The 18254-nt window shown below is 74.4% G+C and carries 16 protein-coding genes; 2 read left to right on the forward strand and 14 right to left on the reverse strand.

Going from position 1 to position 18254, the window contains the following annotated elements:
- Positions 1-61: 61 nt before the first annotated feature.
- From AC07D6_RS17830 to AC07D6_RS17845, 4 genes are all read right to left on the reverse strand, one after another.
- Entirely contained in the window at positions 62-649 is a 588-nt protein-coding gene (locus AC07D6_RS17830; protein ID WP_315881238.1) for a lysophospholipid acyltransferase family protein, read from the reverse strand.
- Positions 650-699: 50 nt separating this feature from the next.
- Positions 700-1365 carry a (d)CMP kinase gene (gene cmk / locus AC07D6_RS17835; protein ID WP_315881239.1) on the reverse strand — a complete coding sequence of 222 codons (666 nt, stop codon included), beginning with the start codon at positions 1363-1365 and terminating at the stop codon, positions 700-702.
- A gap of 138 nt (positions 1366-1503) precedes the next feature.
- Positions 1504-2589, reverse strand: coding sequence for a prephenate dehydrogenase (locus AC07D6_RS17840; protein ID WP_315881234.1), 1086 nt, complete (start codon positions 2587-2589; stop codon positions 1504-1506).
- Positions 2586-2780 (reverse strand): hypothetical protein, encoded by a 195-nt coding sequence (locus AC07D6_RS17845; protein WP_315881235.1) that lies wholly within the window; start codon positions 2778-2780, stop codon positions 2586-2588. The genes AC07D6_RS17840 and AC07D6_RS17845 overlap by 4 nt, the downstream gene beginning before the upstream one ends.
- A 144-nt stretch (positions 2781-2924) precedes the next feature.
- On the opposite strand from AC07D6_RS17845, the gene AC07D6_RS17850 reads away from it, so the two are divergent.
- The gene (locus AC07D6_RS17850) at positions 2925-3689 is read left to right on the forward strand and encodes a nucleotidyltransferase domain-containing protein (protein WP_479045286.1); all 765 of its coding nucleotides are present in this window, start codon (positions 2925-2927) and stop codon (positions 3687-3689) included.
- Here AC07D6_RS17850 and AC07D6_RS17855 read toward each other — a convergent pair.
- The 10 genes from AC07D6_RS17855 to AC07D6_RS17900 form a co-directional block, all read right to left on the reverse strand.
- Positions 3606-4370 carry a nucleotidyltransferase domain-containing protein gene (locus AC07D6_RS17855; protein WP_479045288.1) on the reverse strand — a complete coding sequence of 255 codons (765 nt, stop codon included), beginning with the start codon at positions 4368-4370 and terminating at the stop codon, positions 3606-3608. The two genes, AC07D6_RS17850 and AC07D6_RS17855, sit on opposite strands and share 84 nt — an antisense overlap.
- 764 nt (positions 4371-5134) lie before the next feature.
- Positions 5135-6241, reverse strand: coding sequence for a pseudouridine synthase (locus tag AC07D6_RS17860; RefSeq protein WP_315881458.1), 1107 nt, complete (start codon positions 6239-6241; stop codon positions 5135-5137).
- Complete coding sequence (gene scpB / locus AC07D6_RS17865) at positions 6241-6810, reverse strand: SMC-Scp complex subunit ScpB (RefSeq protein ID WP_391654514.1); 570 nt, start codon at positions 6808-6810, stop codon at positions 6241-6243. Before scpB ends, AC07D6_RS17860 begins: the two co-directional genes overlap by 1 nt.
- Before the next feature lie 41 nt (positions 6811-6851).
- The gene (locus tag AC07D6_RS17870) at positions 6852-8030 is read right to left on the reverse strand and encodes a segregation and condensation protein A (protein ID WP_479045290.1); all 1179 of its coding nucleotides are present in this window, start codon (positions 8028-8030) and stop codon (positions 6852-6854) included.
- A gap of 87 nt (positions 8031-8117) precedes the next feature.
- Positions 8118-8639 (reverse strand): hypothetical protein, encoded by a 522-nt coding sequence (locus AC07D6_RS17875; protein ID WP_479045292.1) that lies wholly within the window; start codon positions 8637-8639, stop codon positions 8118-8120.
- Positions 8636-9808, reverse strand: a complete 1173-nt coding sequence (locus AC07D6_RS17880) for a ParA family protein (protein ID WP_315881462.1) — start codon at positions 9806-9808, stop codon at positions 8636-8638. Before AC07D6_RS17880 ends, AC07D6_RS17875 begins: the two co-directional genes overlap by 4 nt.
- Before the next feature lie 377 nt (positions 9809-10185).
- Positions 10186-11301, reverse strand: coding sequence for an alanine dehydrogenase (gene ald / locus AC07D6_RS17885; RefSeq protein ID WP_315881463.1), 1116 nt, complete (start codon positions 11299-11301; stop codon positions 10186-10188).
- A gap of 154 nt (positions 11302-11455) precedes the next feature.
- Complete coding sequence (locus tag AC07D6_RS17890) at positions 11456-13459, reverse strand: tetratricopeptide repeat protein (protein ID WP_479045312.1); 2004 nt, start codon at positions 13457-13459, stop codon at positions 11456-11458.
- A gap of 590 nt (positions 13460-14049) precedes the next feature.
- A complete protein-coding gene (locus AC07D6_RS17895) occupies positions 14050-14676 on the reverse strand; it encodes an NUDIX hydrolase (RefSeq protein WP_315881464.1) in 627 nt (208 codons plus the stop codon).
- Positions 14677-14762: 86 nt separating this feature from the next.
- The gene (locus AC07D6_RS17900) at positions 14763-16424 is read right to left on the reverse strand and encodes a CTP synthase (RefSeq protein ID WP_315881465.1); all 1662 of its coding nucleotides are present in this window, start codon (positions 16422-16424) and stop codon (positions 14763-14765) included.
- Positions 16425-16950: 526 nt separating this feature from the next.
- Between AC07D6_RS17900 and AC07D6_RS17905 the strand changes: the two genes are divergently transcribed.
- A partial coding sequence (locus AC07D6_RS17905; protein WP_479045296.1) for a glycoside hydrolase family 15 protein occupies positions 16951-18254 on the forward strand: 1304 nt, incomplete at its 3' end.

The raw sequence follows: 18254 nt of genomic DNA on the forward strand, positions 1-18254 counted from the left end.
CGTGCGTTCGTGGTGGTCGGTGGGCGTCCGGCCGGGGCCGCGCCCACTACTCGAGTGTCGCTCAGCGCCCGGTGAGGCGCCTGGCGTTTTCCAGGTGGCCGGTGAGCCGCTCCTGGATGCGTACGGTGGCGTCGTCCAGGGCCTTGCGCGTACGGCGTCCGCTGCCGTCGCCCGCGTCGAAGGCGTCGCCGAAGACGACGTCGACGCGGCTGCGCAGCGGGGGCAGCCCCCTTATCAACCGTCCGCGGCGTTCGCTGCTTCCCAGGACGGCGACCGGGACGACGGGCGCGCCGGACCGCACGGCGAAGTAGGCGAGCCCGGCGCGCAGCGACGCGAAGTCGCCGTCGCCGCGGGTGCCCTCGGGGAAGATCCCGAGGACGCCGCCGGCGGCCAGGACGTCCAGGGCGCCGGTGATCGCGGCGCGGTCGGCGGCCGCGCGGTCGACCTTGAGCTGCCCGATGCCCTCCAGGAACGGGCCGAGCGGACCGACGAACGCCTCCTTCTTGATCAGGAAGTGCACGGGCCGGGGCGCGGTGCCCATGAGCATGGGGCCGTCGAGGACGTGGGCGTGGTTGACGGCGAGGATGACGGGGCCGGAGGCCGGTACGCGCCAGGCTCCCAGCACGCGCGGCTTCCACAGCCCGTACATCAGGCCGATGCCGATGCCCCGCCCGACGGCGGCGCCCTTCGCCGAGGGGGTCACTTGGCGACCGCCCTCTTCTCCTCCACGAGGGTGACCACGCACTCGACGACCTGCTGGAGCGTCAGCTCCGTGGTGTCCACCTCGACGGCGTCCTCGGCCTTGGCGAGGGGGGAGGTCTTCCGGGTGGAGTCGGCGGTGTCCCGCTTGATCAGGGCGTCCCTGGTGGCGGAGACGTCGGCGCCCTTCAGCTCGCCGGCGCGACGGGCGGCGCGGGCCTCCGGGGAGGCGGTGAGGAAGATCTTGAGGTCGGCATCGGGGAGGACCGTCGTGCCGATGTCGCGGCCCTCGACGACGATGCCGTGGGGGGCGGCGGCCGCGATGGAGCGCTGGAGCCCGGTGATCCGGGCGCGCACCTCGGGGACGGCACTGACGGCGCTGACCTTGGCCGTGACCTCCTGCGTGCGGATCGGGCCGGAGGCGTCCACGCCGTCGACGGTGATCGTCGGGTGGGACGGGTCGGTGCCGGAGACGATCACGGGCTTGCCGGCGGCGTCGGCCACGGCGGCGGCGTCGTCCACGTCGATCCCGTTGGTGAGCATCCACCACGTGATCGCCCGGTACTGGGCGCCGGTGTCCAGGTAGCTGAGGCCGAGCTTGGCGGCGACGGCCTTGGAGGTGCTCGACTTGCCCGTACCGGAGGGGCCGTCGATGGCGACGATCACGGAATCCACGGTGTCGGACACCTTCCTGCCTGCGTGGGAGTGGGGCCGGCCGGTTGCCGAGGGCCCGGGACAAGGTTACCGACTGTCCCCGCCGCTCCTCGCACCCGTTCGGGCCGGCCCCCGCCCGCGGGCCCCGCGCTACTGGCGCAGGGCCCAGCCGTGCTCCCGGAGGGAGGCCGCGAGGAGCGGCGCGGCGGACGGGGCGACCATCAGCTGCACCACGCCCGCCTGCTGGCCCGTCGCGTGCTCGATGCGGACGTCCTCGACGTTGACGCCCGCCCGGCCGGCGTCGGCGAAGATCCGCGCCAGCTCGCCCGGCTGGTCGCTGATGAGGACGGCGACCGTCTCGTACGCGGCCGGGGCCGTGCCGTGCTTGCCGGGGACGCGGGCGCGTCCGGTGTTGCCGCGGCGCAGGACGTCCTCGACCCCGGTCACGCCCTCGCGGCGCTCGTCGCCGTCGGCCGACTGCAGGGCGCGCAGCGAGCGGACCGTCTCGTCGAGGTCGGCGGCGAGCGCGGCGAGGACGTCGGCGACGGGCCCGGGGTTCGCGGAGAGGATGTCGATCCACATGCGGGGGTCGGACGCCGCGATGCGCGTGACGTCGCGGATGCCCTGCCCGCACAGGCGCACGGCGGTCTCCTCGGCCTCCTCCAGTCGCGCGGCGACCATGGAGGACACGAGCTGCGGGGTGTGCGACACGAGGGCGACGGCCCGGTCGTGCGCGTCGGCGTCCATGACGACCGGGACGGCACGGCACAGCGCGACCAGCTCCAGGGCGAGGTTCAACACCTCCGTGTGCGTGTCCCGCGTGGGCGTGAGGACCCAGGGGCGCCCCTCGAAGAGGTCGCCGCTGCCGGCGAGCGGGCCGGACTGCTCCTTGCCGGACATCGGGTGCGTGCCGATGTACGCGGACAGGTCGGCGCCCATGGCCTCCAGCTCCCGCTGGGGGCCGCCCTTGACGCTGGCCACGTCCAGGTAGCCGCGGGCCGTGCCGGCGCGCATGGCGTCGGCGAGGGTGGCGGCGACGTGGGCGGGCGGCACGGCGACCACGCACAGGTCGACGGGGCCCTCCGGCGGGGCCTCCGTGCCGGCGCCGCGCGCGGCGGCGGTCCGGGCCCGGTCGGGGTCGTGGTCGGCGAGGTGGACGGTGACGCCCCGGTCGGTGAGGGCGAGGGCGACGGACGTGCCGATCAGTCCGGTTCCGATGACGACGGCGGTTCTCACTGGGCGGTGTCCTTGTGGAGGGCCGCCGCGGCGGGGCGGACGCGGGCGGCGGCGGAACGGACGCGGGCGGCGGTCGCGGGCGGGCCGGCGACCGCGGGGGCGGCGCATCGGGCGGGGCGGGGCGGGGCGCCGGCGTGCCCGGCGTCGTGCCGCCCGGGCTGGACGGCCCTGCGGACCGCTCGTACCGCCACGTCTGCTCCTCGCGCCCGGGGCCCGGCTGCGGGCCGTGCTGTGCGCTCAGCCTAGTCAACGCCGCACGCCCCCCTCCACGCCGTTCCGCTGCCGGAGCGGGCCGCGAAACCCGCTCCCCCGAACCCGCCCGCTAGGGTCGTGCCATGCCTGACGCCCTCACACCGGAAGCCCTCGTGCGCGACCACACGGTCTACTCCTGCGTCATGGGGTCCCGGGCGTTCGGGCTGGCCACGGACGGCAGCGACACCGACCGCCGCGGGGTGTTCCTCGCCCCGACGCCGTCGCAGTGGCGCTTCGCCAAGCCGCCCACGCACGTGGAGGGCCCGGCCCCCGAGCAGTTCAGCTGGGAGCTGGAGCGCTTCTGCGAGCTGGCCCTGCGCGGCAACCCGAACGTCCTGGAGTGCCTGCACTCCCCGCTCGTCGAGCACGCCGACGACACGGGCCGGGAACTGCTGGCGCTGCGCGGCGCGTTCCTGTCCCGGCAGGTGTACGGGACGTTCACCCGCTACGCGCTGTCGCAGCGCCGCAAGCTGGAGGCGGACGTGCGGCGGCACGGCGCGCCCCGCTGGAAGCACGCCATGCACCTGCTGCGGCTCCTCGGGAGCTGCCGCGACCTGCTGCGCACCGGCGAGCTCTCCGTGGACGTGGGCGACGGCCGGGAGCGGCTGCTCGCGGTGAAGCGCGGCGAGGTCGCGTGGGCCGCGGTCGAGGCGTGGATGGTCCGCCTGGCGGACGAGGCCGACGCGGCGCTCCCGTCCTCCCCGCTGCCGGCGGAGCCGGACCTGGCCCGGGTGGAGGACTTCCTCTTCCGGACCCGGCTGCGCTCAGCCCTCGACGCGCTGCCCCAGCCGGGCGCGTACGACGAGGTCGTGCAGCGCGTCGTACGCCCCCGTCACGGCGTCGGGTAGCCGGGACGCCGCCTGCGCCGCGTCGAGCGCCTCGTGCAGCGCATCGACGTCGGCGCCCAGCCGCTCCGGATCGACTCCGGTCGCCGGTCCGTGCTCGGCCTCCGCCTTGGCCGCGACCAGCTCCCCGAGGTACGCCGGGGCCTCCCCCACCGCGTCCCACAGGGTCGGCAGGTGCGCGACGACCTCGCCGGACCGCATGAGGTGGATGCCGCTCAGCAGGGCGCGGAAGGTGTACAGGAGCGACTTCAGCTCGCCGTCCTTCTCGAACAGCCGCCACTGGGTGCAGGCGAAGCCCCGGTAGTGGTGGGCGTGGTGGGTGGTGAGCACACCGGGGGCGAGGGCGGCCAGCTCGGCGTGCAGGTCGCTGGTGTGGACGACGAGCGGCGACAGCAGCTGCTCCAGGACGTACCCGTTGCGCCGGAGCATCAGCCGGGCGAACTTCCGCAGGTCGTGCGTGACCAGGTCCATCTCGACGCCGTCGCGCTCCCACATCCGGGAGCGGGTCTCCTCCGCCTCGCGCAGCCCGATCAGCGCGTCCACCGGCAGCAGGTGCACCCCGCGCAGGTCCACGTCCGAGTCGCGGGACGGGAAGCCGTACAGGTGCGCGCCGGAGACGGTGGCGAACAGCAGACGGTCGGGTTGTTCGGCGACGACAGAAGCGAGGTCCAGGTGTTCGATCACCGCTCAAGCATCCCAGAGCTCGCCGGGCGTGAGGAGGCCTTCGCGGCACCCGACGCACCCGGATGGGTCCCGGGCCGGGCGGTCGCGCCCGGGTGGACCCGGCGAAGGCGCCCGTGGGGCAGGCCCTTGCGGACCGGCGACAGAGCGCGATTGGCCAACCCGGCGAAGGCGCCCGTGGGGCAGGCGGTCGAGTCGGAGCCGCCGGTGCGGGCGGCCCGGCACGGGCGGGGCGGGGCGGTGGCCGGATCCTCGGGGAAGGCGGGGAGGTAGGGCGACGCGGCCTCCTTCGCGGTCCGGCCCCGCCGGTGAGCGGGCGGGAGCCGGTCCCCGGGCGCCGTCCCCGGGCCGCGCGGTCGCGGCGACGCGCTCCGGCACGGCGGGGCGCTCGTCCCGGCCGCGCTCGGCGGAGCGCCGGGGCGACGGGGTCCTGGGGGCGGGTCCCCGGGCCGCCGGGCCGCGTTCCGTGGCCCCGGGAGCGGTTGCCGTACGCGGACGGGCGCGGCGGTCCGGGCGGGGCGGGCGGCTCGGCGTCCCGCACGGGCGGGTGCGACGTCCGGGGTCGGGTATGAGGCCGGCGTGCCCGGCGCGCCGACCCGGCGCCCCGCACGGGCGGACGCACGGCACGGGCGGGCGGCACGGCACGGGCGGGCGGCACGGGCGGGCGGCACGGGCGGGCGGGCGGGCGGCACGGGCGCACGGCGCCACCAGCGCGGAAGCCCGCGGCCGTGGGGCCGCGGGCTTCCGCGTGGGGTGGGACGGGGAGGTCAGAGGCCGACTTCCCGCATCAGCATGCCGACCTCGGTGTTGGTCAGGCGGCGCAGCCACCCCGACTTCTGGTCGCCCAGCTGGATCGGGCCGAAGGCGGTCCGTACGAGCTTGTCGACGGGGAAGCCCGCCTCGGCGAGCATGCGGCGCACGATGTGCTTGCGGCCCTCGTGGAGCTGCACCTCGACCAGGTAGTTCTTGCCCGTCTGCTCGACCACCCGGAAGTGGTCGGCGCGGGCGTAGCCGTCCTCCAGCTGGATGCCCTCCTTGAGCCGCTTGCCCACCTCGCGCGGGAGCGGGCCCGTGACGGCCGCCAGGTAGGTCTTCTTCACGCCGTACTTCGGGTGCGTGAGGCGGTGGGCCAGCTCACCGTGGTTGGTGAGCAGGATGATGCCCTCGGTCTCCGTGTCGAGCCGTCCGACGTGGAAGAGGCGGGTCTCGCGGTTGGTGACGTAGTCGCCCAGGCACTGGCGGCCGTCGGGGTCCTCCATCGTGGAGACGACGCCGGCGGGCTTGTTCAGCGCGAAGAAGAGGTACGACTGGGTGGCCACGGTCAGGCCGTCGACCTTGATCTCGTCCTTCTCCGGGTCGACGCGCGTCCCCTGCTCGACGACGATCTCGCCGTTGACCTCGACGCGGCCCGCGTCGATCAGCTCCTCGCAGGCGCGCCGCGAGCCCATGCCGGCGCGGGCGAGCACCTTCTGGAGCCGCTCGCCCTCCTGGCCCTGCTGCGCGGGCTGCTGCGGCCTGCCCGCGTACCGCTCGCGGTTGCGCTCCTCGATCCGGGCGTCCAGCTCGCGCGGGCGCGCCGGGGCCGTGCGCCCGCCGTCGCGTCGGGGGGACTGCCGGGGGCCGCCCTTGGCGCCCCCGCGGGCCGCCGCGCCGCGTCCGCGCCGGGGGCCGTCGGCGGGGCCGCCGCCCACGTCGTAGCTGCGCTCCTCGGGGCGGGGGCGGCGCGGGTTGGACGCCCCCTGCCGGCGGTCGTCGCGGCTGTTACCGGCACCCCGGTAGTTGCCGCGGCCGCCGCTGCTGCCGCGGCCGCCGCTGTTGCCACCACGGCTCCCGCCGTTGTTTCCGCTGCTGTTCCTGCCGCTGCTGCTTCGCATCAAAGTTCCGTCTTGTCGTCTGCGTCCTCGGAATCCGGTGCATCCGGATCGAACGACGGCGCCCCTTCCCGTGACTCGGCCTCGATCGCGTCCGCCTCGGGGAGGAAGGGCGCGAGCTCCGGCAGTTCGTCCAGGCCGCGCAGGCCCATCCGCTCCAGGAAGTAGTTCGTCGTCCTGTACAGCATCGCACCTGTTCCGGGTTCCGTGCCCGCCTCCTCCACCAGACCGCGCTGGAGGAGGGTGCGCATGACCCCGTCGCAGTTCACGCCGCGGACCGCGGAGACGCGGGAACGACTGACCGGCTGCCGGTACGCGACGACCGCCAGGGTCTCCAGGGCGGCCTGGGTGAGACGGGCCTGCCGGCCGTCGAGGACGAAGTCCTCCACGGCGGGGGCGTACGCGGGCCGCGTGTAGTACCGCCAGCCGCCCGCGACGGGGCGCAGCTCGAAGCCGCGGCCCTGGGCGTCGTACTCGTCGGCCAGCTCGCGCAGCGCGGCGGCGACCTCGCGGCGGGGGCGCCGGAGCACCTTGGCGAGGTGCTCCTCGGTCGCCGGCTCGTCGACGACCATGAGGACCGCCTCCAGGGCGGGCTTCAGTTCCAGGGCGTCCGTCACGCCTCCTCCTCCTGTTCTGGCTGCTCCGGCTGCTCCGGCTCCACGGCCCGGTCGAACTCGTCGGTGACCACCGCCTCGGCGTCGCCGCCGGTCCAGCGGACGGTGAGCTCGCCCAGCGGGTCGTCCTGGTCGAGGGCGACGGCCTTCTCCCGGTACAGCTCCAGCAGGGCGAGGAAGCGGGCGACGACGGTGAGGGTGTCGGCCGCGTCCGCGGCGAGTTCGCCGAACCGGAGCTCGCCGTGCTCCCGCAGCCGCGCCACGACGATCCCGGCCTGCTCGCGGACGCTGACCAGCGGGGCGTGGACGTGGTCCACGTACACCTGCGGCCTCGGCTTGGGCCGCATGGCCCGCACGGCCAGCCTGGCGAAGCCCTCGGGGCCGATGCCGAGGACCACGTCGGGCAGGAGCGCCGCGTGGTGCGGCTCCAGGCCGACGGTACGGGGGTGGCGGAGCTCCTCGTGGTCGAGGCGGGCCCCGAAGAGACCGGCGACCTGCTTGTACGCGCGGTACTGGAGGAGCCGGGCGAACAGCAGGTCCCGGGCCTCCAGCAGCGCGAGGTCGGCCTCGTCCTCCACCTCGGCCGCGGGCAGCAGCCGGGCGGCCTTCAGGTCGAGGAGCGTGGCGGCGACGACGAGGAACTCGGTCGTCTGGTCGAGGTCCCCGTCGGGGCCCAGGGCGCGGATGTGCGCCATGAACTCGTCGGTGACCCGCGAGAGGGCGACCTCGGTGACGTCCAGCCGATGCCTGGCGATCAACTGGAGCAGCAGGTCGAAGGGCCCTTCGAAGTTGGCCAGCCGCACGGTGAACCGCCCGTCCCCGCGGGGGCCACCGGCGTCGCGGGGGCCACCGGCGTCGCGGGGGGCGCCGGCACCGCCCGCGCCGTCCGCCGATCCACCGGCGGCCTCTCCGGCCGGTCCATCGCTGATCGCCCCGGACGGCCCGCCGGCGATCCCGCCAGCCGGTCCACCGGCGATCCCGCCAGCCGGTCCGCCGGTGGCCTCCCCGGCCGGTCCGTCGGCCGTCTCACCGGTCGTCGTGTCCGGGCGGGGCGGTTCGTCGGGCGGGGGCGGGGCGGCGGGGCGGGCGGGGGCCCCTGTGGCGGGACGGGATCCGGGGCCCGGGGGCACGGCCGGGCCCCGGCCCAGGGGGCGGCGGCGCGAGGGGGTGGGGGGCATCGTGGTCCAGGGGCGTGCGGGAGCGGCGGCCCGTAGGCTACCGGGCGCGCCCGCCCGACGGCGCGCTACGCGCGCGAGGAGGCCCGCTCAGCGGCCTCTCAGCCGCCGTACGAGGATGCTCGCGTCCCCCCGGGACTCCAGGTCGGCCAGGACCACCGCGACGGCCTCGCGGACGATGCGCCCGCGATCCACGGCCAGCCCGTGCTCCCCGCGCAGGACCAGGCGCGCGTGCTCCAGGTCCATCAGCTCCTCGGCGGAGACGTACACGGTGATCTTCTCGTCGTGGCGCTCGCGCCCGCTGGGCCGCCGGTTCGGGGAGCGCCGCCCCCGCCGGGCGGCCGGTGCGCTCGCCGCGGCCCCGGAGGCCGCGGCGGCGGCCGTAGCGGCCCTGCCGGTCTCCGGCTCGTCGGCCGCCCGCGCCCGGGGCCGCCGCGCGGCCTCGGTGTCCCCCGCCGCCGTCGCCGCGTGCTCCTCGGACGGGGGGTCCTGCTCACCGCCCTGCCCGGGCACCCGGGCGGGCTCCTCCGCGGGCTGGCGCCGGGGCGTGGACGCCTGCAGCGCCGTGCCCCCGGTCGTACGGAACAGCTCGTCGGCTCCCGGGAGACTCACTCGGCGTGACACCGGGCGAGCACCTCCCTGGCGAGCTGGCGGTAGGCGGCCGCGCCGACCGAGTTCGAGGCGTACGTGGTGATGGGCTCGCCCGCGACCGTGGTCTCCGGGAAGCGGACGGTCCGGCCGATGACCGTGTGGTAGACGTGGTCGTCGAAGGCCTCGACCACGCGCGCGAGGACCTCGCGGCTGTGGACGGTCCGCGAGTCGTACATCGTGGCGAGGATGCCGTCGAGTTCGAGGTCGGGGTTGAGCCGCTCCTGGACCTTCTCGATGGTCTCCGTGAGCAGCGCGACCCCGCGGAGCGCGAAGAACTCGCACTCGAGCGGCACTATCACCTTGTGGGCGGCCGTCAGCGCGTTGACGGTCAGCAGGCCGAGGGACGGCTGGCAGTCGATCACGATGTAGTCGTAGTCCTGCAGCAGCGGCTTGAGGGCGCGCTGCAGCGTCGACTCGCGGGCGACCTCGCTGACGAGCTGCACTTCGGCGGCCGACAGGTCGATGTTGCTCGGCAGGAGGTCCATGTTGGGCACGGCGGTCTTCAGGAGGACCTCGTCCGCCGACATGCCCCGCTCCATGAGCAGGTTGTAGACGGTGAGGTCGAGCTCCATCGGGTTGACGCCGAGGCCGACCGACAGGGCGCCCTGCGGGTCGAAGTCGACCAGCAGCACCCGCCGCCCGTACTCCGCGAGCGCGGCGCCCAGGTTGATGGTCGACGTGGTCTTGCCGACGCCGCCCTTCTGGTTGCACATCGCAATGATCTTCGCGGGCCCGTGCTCGGTGAGCGGTCCCGGGATCGGGAAGTACGGCAGGGGCCGCCCGGTCGGGCCGATCCGCTCGCGGCGCTGCCGGGCGGCGTCGGGCGCGAGGGTGGCCGCGTACTCGGGGTCGGGCTCGTACTCGGCGTCGGGGTCGTAGAAGTGCCCCTCGGGCAGCTCGTCGTAGGCGGCGAAGTGGGTGGACTCTCGGCCACTCTCGTTGCCGGCCATGGCGTTCACGTGTTGGCCGTCCATCGTCTTCATCGTGTGGGGTGTCGTCATGTGCTGGTGCGTCGCGAACGTCCGGACAGCGACGGATCCGACGGCCTCGGGCCCGGACGAGGGACCGCCCTGGCCCGCTGCCGGCGTTCCTGGTTGGCCGACCCCGGGAGTGAATGTCGACTCGTTCACAAGTCGTCTTACCTCCTTGGACGGGACCAGGAAACTTATCGATAGGTCAGCGTGGCACTATGCCGACGGTTGGCGACTCTATGGCGTGTCACCGCTCCGCAGCAACACAATCGGCCGGACGCGGCGGGATGTGTCGGCGCCCGAACGCCTTCCTGTCAAGGGTGTGGGGCCGCCGATCCCGGCGGTTCGCGGGTGTGCGAAACGGCTAAAGGGTTACGTTCGAGGCGACTTGAACGGACGCGCGCGCGGGCGGACACGCGTCCGGCCGGACCTCGTCCTGCAAGGTCCGGCCGGATGCGTGAGGTTGACGACCCCGTTGACCCCGTACGGGTCGATCGCCTTGGGTGATCGGGCGGTTGGCGGGGAGTGAAGCCGCGTCAGCCGATGAGGGAGGCGAGCTCCACGTGGTCGAGGCCGTGCGCCTCGGCGACCTCCTTGTACACGACCTTGCCGTCGTGGGTGTTGAGGCCCTTGGCCAGCGCCGGGTCGCGGCGCAGCGCCTCGGCCCAGCCGTTGTTGGCCAGCGACACGATGTAGGGCAGCGTGGCGTTGGTCAGGGCGTAGGTGGAGGTGTTCGGGACGGCGCCGGGCATGTTCGCCACGCAGTAGAAGATCGAGTCGTGGACCCGGAAGGTCGGCTCGGCGTGCGTGGTGGGACGCGAGTCCTCGAAGCAGCCGCCCTGGTCGATCGCGATGTCGACAAGGACACTTCCGGCCTTCATGCGGGACACGAGCTCGTTGGTGACCAGCTTCGGGGCCTTGGCGCCCGGGATGAGGACGGCACCGATGACGAGGTCGGCCTCCAGGACGGCCTTCTCCAGCTCGAAGGAGTTGGACATGACGGCCTTGACCTTCGTACCGAAGATCTTGTCGGCCTCGCGGAGCTTGTTGATGTCGCGGTCGAGCAGGGTGACGTCGAAGCCCATGCCGATGGCGATCTGCGCGGCGTTCCAACCGGAGACGCCGCCGCCGATGACGACGGCCTTGGCCGGGATCACGCCGGGCACACCGCCCGGCAGGACGCCGCGTCCACCGGCCGCGCGCATCAGGTGGTACGCGCCGACCTGCGGGGCGAGCCGGCCCGCGACCTCGGACATCGGGGCGAGCAGCGGCAGCGCGCGGTTCGCGGTCTCGACGGTCTCGTACGCGATGGCGGTGGTGCCGGACTCCAGCAGCGCGTCCGTGCACTCGCGGGAGGCGGCCAGGTGCAGGTACGTGAAGAGGGTCTGGTCCTTGCGGAGGCGGTGGTACTCCTCGGCGATGGGCTCCTTGACCTTCAGCAGCAGGTCGGCGGTGGCCCAGACCTCGTCGGCGGTGGGGAGGATCCGCGCTCCGGCGCCCACGTACTCGTCGTCCGTGATCGAGGAGCCGACACCGGCGTTCTGCTCGACGAAGACCTCATGGCCGTTGCGGACGAGCTCGTGCACGCCGGCCGGGGTGATGGCGACGCGGAACTCGTTGTTCTTGACCTCGCGGGGGATGCCGACCTTCATCGTCGATCACGGTCCTTGAATCAGGGGTATTGGGGGCAAAGCGCTCTACGGCGATACATACCCGTGTGTTTCAGGACACACAGGGATACACCACGGTTAAACGCGGCGGACCCAGTCTAATGAAGGACTTCCCCGTGTCTAGCCTTACAAAGCATTAATTTTTCTGGGAACCACTACGGATTTCGTAGGCAGAGGGACCGGGTCGGTCGAAAGGTCCCTGACCTGCGGGGCCGGACCGCGCGGCCGGCCCCCCGGGGCGGAGGAGCCGCTCGGCGGCCGCGCGGTGCAACCGGGCCGCGGCGGGGTCGCCGAGCCGGTCGAGCGTGTCGGCGAGGCGGAGCCGCAGCGCGGCGTGGAGCCGTACGTCACCGGCGCGGCGCGCCCACTCCACGGCCTCCTCGCAGGTGCGCAACGAGTCTTCGGGGCGGCCCGCGTACTCCTGCACCCGGGCCGCCTCGCTCAACGCCCGCGCGTGGCCCGGCACATCCGCGAGGCGCCGGTAACCGGCCGCCGCCGCACGCCAGTTGCGCAGCGCCTCGCCGTAGCGGCCGGCGTACGTGTGGACGGCGCCGAGGCGTCCGTAGAGCCGCGCCTGGTCGGCCCGCTCGTCCCGCGCGAGGCGCTGCGCGAGGGCCCGGCCGTACCAGTCGGCGGCCCGCTGCCAGTCGCCCAGCTCCTGGTAGGCGCCGCCGACGGATTCCATCGCGCGGCCGGTCGCGTACGGGTCGTTCGCCAGCCGGCCGGCGTCCAGGGCGGCCCGGTAACGGGCCAGGGCGTCGCGGGTGCGGCCGGTGCCGGCGTCCAGGTCGGCGAGGTTCAGCAGGGCGGCGGCCCGCTCCCGGTGCAGGCCGCGGCGCTCGGCGACGTCGAGGACGAGCTGGTGGAGGCCGTACAGCTCGGGCGCGGCCGCCTCGGTGCCGCGGTGCGCGGCGAGGGCCCGCACGAGCGCGGCGACCAGGCGGCGGGCGAGCGTGTCCAGCTCCCCGTCCGCCACCGCGAGGCGCGCGGAGGCCAGCAGGGCGGGCTGCCGCAGCTCCAGCCATTCGGCGGCGGCCCGCCGGTTCGGGAAGCGCAGGGCGCGCGGCAGCCCGGCGAGGCGGCGGCGCGCGGGGGTGCCCTCGGGTTCGGTGACCGCCCTGCACGACTGCAGGAGCCGTACGGTCCGCTCCAGCATGCGCGCCCGTGCGAGCTGCGTCTCGGCGGGGCGGTCCTCGGCTGCCAGCCGCTCCTTCAGGAACGGCATCAGGCACCCGGGCACCTCGTACCGGCCGTGCGGGGCCTCCCGTACGAACCCGAGCGCGACGAAGCCGTCGAGCAGCGAGGCGGCGGCCGACACCGAGCAGCCGGCCAGCGCGGACAGGATCTGCGGGTCCGCACCGCCCAGCGGGGCGAGGGCGAGCAGCCGCAGGGCGCGCGCGCCGGAAGCGGGCAGCGCCTCGTACGCGAGGCGGAAGGCGCGGGCGAGCGGCCGGAGCGCGGCGGGGCGGCCGTCGTCGTCCGGCACCGCGCGCAGCCGCTTGGCCAGGTCGGCGACGGACGCGGCGGGGCGGGCGGCGAGCCACCCGCCGGCCAGGACGAGCGCGGCGGGCTGGCCGGCGCACAGCTCGGTGAGCGTCTCGGCGGCCTGCGGGTCGACGGTGATGCGGACGGAGCCGGCGTAGGCGTCGAGGAGCTCGACGGCGGCCTTGACGTCGAGGCCGCCGATCGTGCAGGGCCGTACGTCGGGGATGCCGGTGAGGGGACCGTGCGCGACGGCCACGACCAGGCACTCGGGGTTCTCCGGGAGCAGGGCGTCCACCTGCTCGGCGTCGGCGGCGTCGTCGAGGAGCAGCAGGGCGCGGCGGTCCCGGAGGGCGGCCCGCAGCAGCGCGCTGACGTCGTCCTCGCCGGCCCCGGCGGGCGCGGCGACGCCGAGGTCGTCCAGGAGCGCGCGGGCGACGCGCTCGACCGGTACGGCGTCGCCGCCCGGCTCGGTGAGGCGGGCCCGCAGCACCCCGTCGCGGTAGCCGCGTTCGAGGTCCCGGACCAGTTCCTCGGCGAGCGCGGTCCGTCCGGACCCGGGCCGCCCGGCGATGAGCAGCACGCGCGCGCGGGGCGCCTTCCGCCCGGCGATCGTGTCCAGTCCGGCCCGCGAGATGTCGGCCCGCAGCGCCTTGATCTCCCGCGTCCGCCCGAAGAACCGCCCCTCGCGGTCGCCCGGCGCGGCGGCCCGGCACCCGTCGTCGCCCCCGCCCCGCCGGGCGCCGGGGGCGGGGGGCCGGGGTCCGCCGCCGGCCGGGTCCCGGGCGTCACCGGCCGGGTCGGCGGGGTCCCGGGCGTCGCCGTCAGGGCGGCCGGGGGTGCTCCCGCCGGTCCGCCCGGGGCCCGCGGGGGTGTCCGGGCTCCCGCCGGCCGGTGCGGGGACGGACTGCGGACGGCCGGCGCCGGCGGCGGGGGGCTCCGGCCTCCCGCCCGTGTCCCCGCGGTCGTCCCGCGCGCGGCGGGAGGCGTCGGCGCCCGGCCTCCCCGTGTCGTCCGAGCCGGCCGTGGGGCGCTCGGGTCCGCCGATGTTCACCGCCTGATCCGCCACGGGTCACGCTCCCGTCCGCCTGCGCAACGTGCTGGTCCCGCCGGGTCCCCGGACGGGTGATCCGAGCGTAGTTCAGCGCCGGGGGCGTTCCGTGCGGAGCGCGGCCCGTGCATCGCTCGATCGGATCAGGCGATCGTCACACCGGCTGACACCGGGCGTACCCCGCGCGCCGGCCCCGCTCACGCCGTGAAGGGCCTCGCCGGCCAGGGCGCCTCCGCCGGGCGCAGCGCGTCGAGGCCGTCGCCCGCCCGCGCGGCGAGCACCGACAGGACACCCACGACCAGGCAGTTGTTGTGCAGGTCCCCCGCCAGGACGCCCCGGGCCAGCTCGGTCAGCGGAACGCGGGCGACCTCCATGTCGGCCTCCTCCTCGGCGGCCTCGAAACGCTCCCCCTCCGCCTCCGACAGGCCGCGCGCGAGGAAGATCCGCACGGCCTCGTCGCAGCCGCCCGGCGTCGTGTACACGTCGGCGAGGACGTGCCACTCCTCCGCCTTGACGTGGGCCTCCTCGTACAGCTCCCGCTGGGCCGCCCGCAGCGGGTTCTCGCCGGGCACGTCGAGCAGGCCGGCCGGGATCTCCCACAGCTTCTGCCGTACGGGGTGGCGGTACTGGCGCAGCACGAGGGCGCGGTCGTCGTCGTCGAGGGCGAGCACGGCGACCGACCCGGGGTGGACCTGGTAGTCGCGGCGTACGACCGCCCCGTCCGGCATGACCACCTCGTCCGTGCGGACGCTCGTCTTGTTGCCCCGGAACGGGGTCTCCGTCGCGGTGACCCGCCACTGGGCCGGCGTGTCCTTGATGGTCATGCGGTCGTCCTCCCTCACACGTGGACCGGGGTGCGGGTCCGTGTGGACCCGCACCCCGGTCAACCGTATCGCCTGCGGCTACGCCGTCACTCGCCGGACTTCGCGGCCCGGCGGCGCTCCACCGCGGCCTTCACCAGGCCGGCGAAGAGCGGGTGCGGCCGGGTCGGCCGGGACCGCAGCTCGGGGTGGGCCTGGGTGGCGACCAGGTACGGGTGGACCTCACGCGGGTACTCGACGTACTCGACGAGCTTGTTGTCCGGGGACGTGCCGGAGAAGAGGATGCCGGCCTTCTTCTCCAGCTCCGCGCGGTACGCGTTGTTCACCTCGTAGCGGTGGCGGTGCCGCTCGTCGACGTACGGCTGGTCGCCGTAGACCTCGCGGACGATGGAGCCCTCCGCGAGCTTCGCCGGGTACAGGCCGAGCCGCATGGTGCCGCCCAGGTCGCCCGCGCCCTCGACGTACGCCAGCTGCTCCTCCATCGTCGAGATGACGGGGTGGGAGGTGGCGGCGTCGAACTCGGTGGAGTTCGCGTCGGGGATGCCGGCGAGGTTCCGCGCGGCCTCGATGACGATGCACTGCAGGCCCAGGCAGAGGCCGAGCAGCGGGATCCGGTTCTCCCGGGCGTACCGGATGGCGCCGACCTTGCCGTTGACGCCGCGCTCGCCGAAGCCGCCGGGGATGACGATCGCGTCGACGTCGCCGAGCTGCTGGGCCGCGCCGGCCTGGGTCTTGCAGTCGTCGGACGTGACCCACTTGACCTTGACGCGGGCCTTGTTGGCGAAGCCGCCGGCACGCATGGCCTCGGTGACCGACAGGTAGGCGTCGGGCAGGTCGATGTACTTGCCGACGAGGGCGACCGTGACCTCGTGCTCCGGGTTGTGGACGCGGTCCAGCAGGTCGTCCCACGTGGTCCAGTCGACGTCGCGGAACGGCAGGTCGAGCTTGCGGACGACGTACGCGTCGAGGCCCTCGGTGTGCAGCACCTTCGGGATGTCGTAGATCGACTTGGCGTCGATGGCGGCGACGACGGCCGCCTCGTCGACGTCGCACATCAGGGAGATCTTGCGCTTGATGGCGGTCGGCACGTCCCGGTCGGCGCGCAGGACGATCGCGTCCGGCTGGATGCCGATGTTGCGCAGGGCGGCGACGCTGTGCTGGGTCGGCTTGGTCTTCAGCTCGCCGGACGGGCCGATGTACGGCAGCAGCGAGATGTGCACGACGAAGACGTTGTCGCGGCCGACCTCGTGGCGGACCTGGCGGACGGTCTCCAGGAACGGCAGCGACTCGATGTCGCCGACCGTGCCGCCGACCTCCGTGATGACGACGTCGACGTCGTCGGTGGCCATGCGGCGGATGCGGTGCTTGATCTCGTTGGTGATGTGCGGGATGACCTGCACCGTGTCGCCGAGGTACTCGCCGCGCCGCTCCTTGGCGATGACGGTGGAGTACACCTGGCCGGTGGTGACGTTGGCGGAGCCGTCGAGGTCGACGTCGAGGAAGCGCTCGTAGTGGCCGATGTCCAGGTCGGTCTCGGCGCCGTCGTTGGTGACGAACACCTCGCCGTGCTGGAACGGGTTCATCGTGCCGGGGTCGACGTTCAGGTACGGGTCGAGCTTCTGCATCGTGACCCGCAGGCCCCGCGCCTTGAGGAGCGCACCCAGGCTGGAGGCCGTCAGGCCCTTGCCGAGGGAGCTGGCGACACCCCCGGTGACGAAGATGTGCTTGGTCGTCGTGGATTTGGGCGGCATGGCCAAGAGGGGGCTCCCGTGGTCGCGGTCTGGAGGTGCGTACCGGCGTCCGATCCGGAGGAGTCCGAAGGGGAGAGAACCCGAGGTCTCCGGGGGTGCCGTCGCTGCGGTTCGGGGGCCGCCGATTGGTTCTGCGGCGCCCACCGGTCCACGGGCTACCAGGGTATCAGCGACGGAGAGGGACCGCGTTCCGGCCACACGCCCCCCGCGAATCGGCCATTGTGCGGCCCCGCGCGCACGCGCTCGCGCCGGTGCGTGACAAAAAGAGCGCACGTGGTGCTGCATGCACGCGCACAGTGGGTACGCGCTCACTCGTTCGGATCATCCGCACTACCAGCCTCTACCAGGAAGATCACACAGAGGGCCCGGGCGCGTCGTATCCTGCTCGGACACCCGTTGCCGGGACAGGCCCGCGTACGGCACCACCCCCGCCCGCCGTCCGGGACCCCCCGCGTCAACGATCCTTGACCCTGACCCCAGTAAGCGCCCCGCGGGGCGAACGTGGCCGTTCGACTGGAGATTGCACGTGGCCGGGCGCATCGAGGACTACGCACTCATCGGAGACATGCAGACCGCCGCCCTGGTCTGCCGGGACGGCACGGCGGACTGGCTGTGCCTGCCCCGCTTCGACTCGCATGCCGTCTTCGCAGGAATCCTCGGGACCGAGGAACACGGATTCTGGCGGATCGGACCGGCGCACGCCGAGGGCTCCGAGCCCCCGGCCGCCGACCGCCGCCACTACCGGGGCGACTCGCTCATCCTGGAATCCGAGTGGGACACGCCGCAGGGCACGGTGCGCGTCACCGACTTCATGCCGCCCCGCGACGGCGCGCCGCAGCTGGTGCGGATCGTCGAGGGCCTCAGCGGCCGGGTGGAGATGCGCTCCGCGCTGCGGATGCGGTTCAGCTACGGCCGGATCGTGCCGTGGGTCCACAAGGTGGACAACCGCACGGTCGCCGTCGCCGGGCCCGACTCGGTGTGGCTCGACACGCCCTGCGAGACGTACGGCGAGGACCTCACCACGTACGCCGACTTCACCCTCGCCGCCGGCGAGCGGACCGCCTTCACCATCAGCTGGCAGCCCTCGCACCACCCGCAGCCGCCGCTCCCCGACCCCGAGGCGTCGCTGGAGGCGACGACCGAGTTCTGGCGCGACTGGGTCGACCACTGCACCTACCGCGGCCCGTACCGGGAGCCGGTGGTCCGCTCCCTGATCACGCTGAAGGCGCTGACGTACGCGCCGACGGGCGGCATCGTCGCCGCGCCGACGACGTCCCTGCCGGAGGACATCGGCGGCGTCCGCAACTGGGACTACCGCTACACCTGGCTGCGGGACGCGGCGATCACCCTCTCCTCGCTGCTGCGCACCGGCTACCGCGAGGAGGCCCGCGCCTGGCGCGAGTGGCTGCTGCGCGCGGTCGCCGGCGACCCGGAGAACCTGCAGATCATGTACGGCATCGCGGGCGAGCGCGAGCTGGGCGAGGCGGAGCTGGACTGGCTGCCCGGCTACGAGGGCTCCGCCCCGGTCCGCGTCGGCAACGGCGCCGCCGCGCAGCTCCAGCTCGACGTGTACGGCGAGGTCACCGAGGCCCTGCACCTGGCCCACATGACGGGTCTGGCCCGCAACGACTACGCGTCGCTCCTCCAGACGAAGCTGATCACCTACCTGGAGAAGCACTGGAACGAGCCCGACGAGGGCATCTGGGAGGTGCGCGGCCCGCGCCGCCACTTCGTCCACTCCAAGGTCATGGCGTGGGTGGCCGTCGACCGCACCATCAAGCTGATCGAGTCCGGCGACGCCGACGGCCCCGTGGAGCGGTGGCGCGACCT

It is taken from the genome of Streptomyces sp. NPDC045287 (assembly GCF_056432325.1).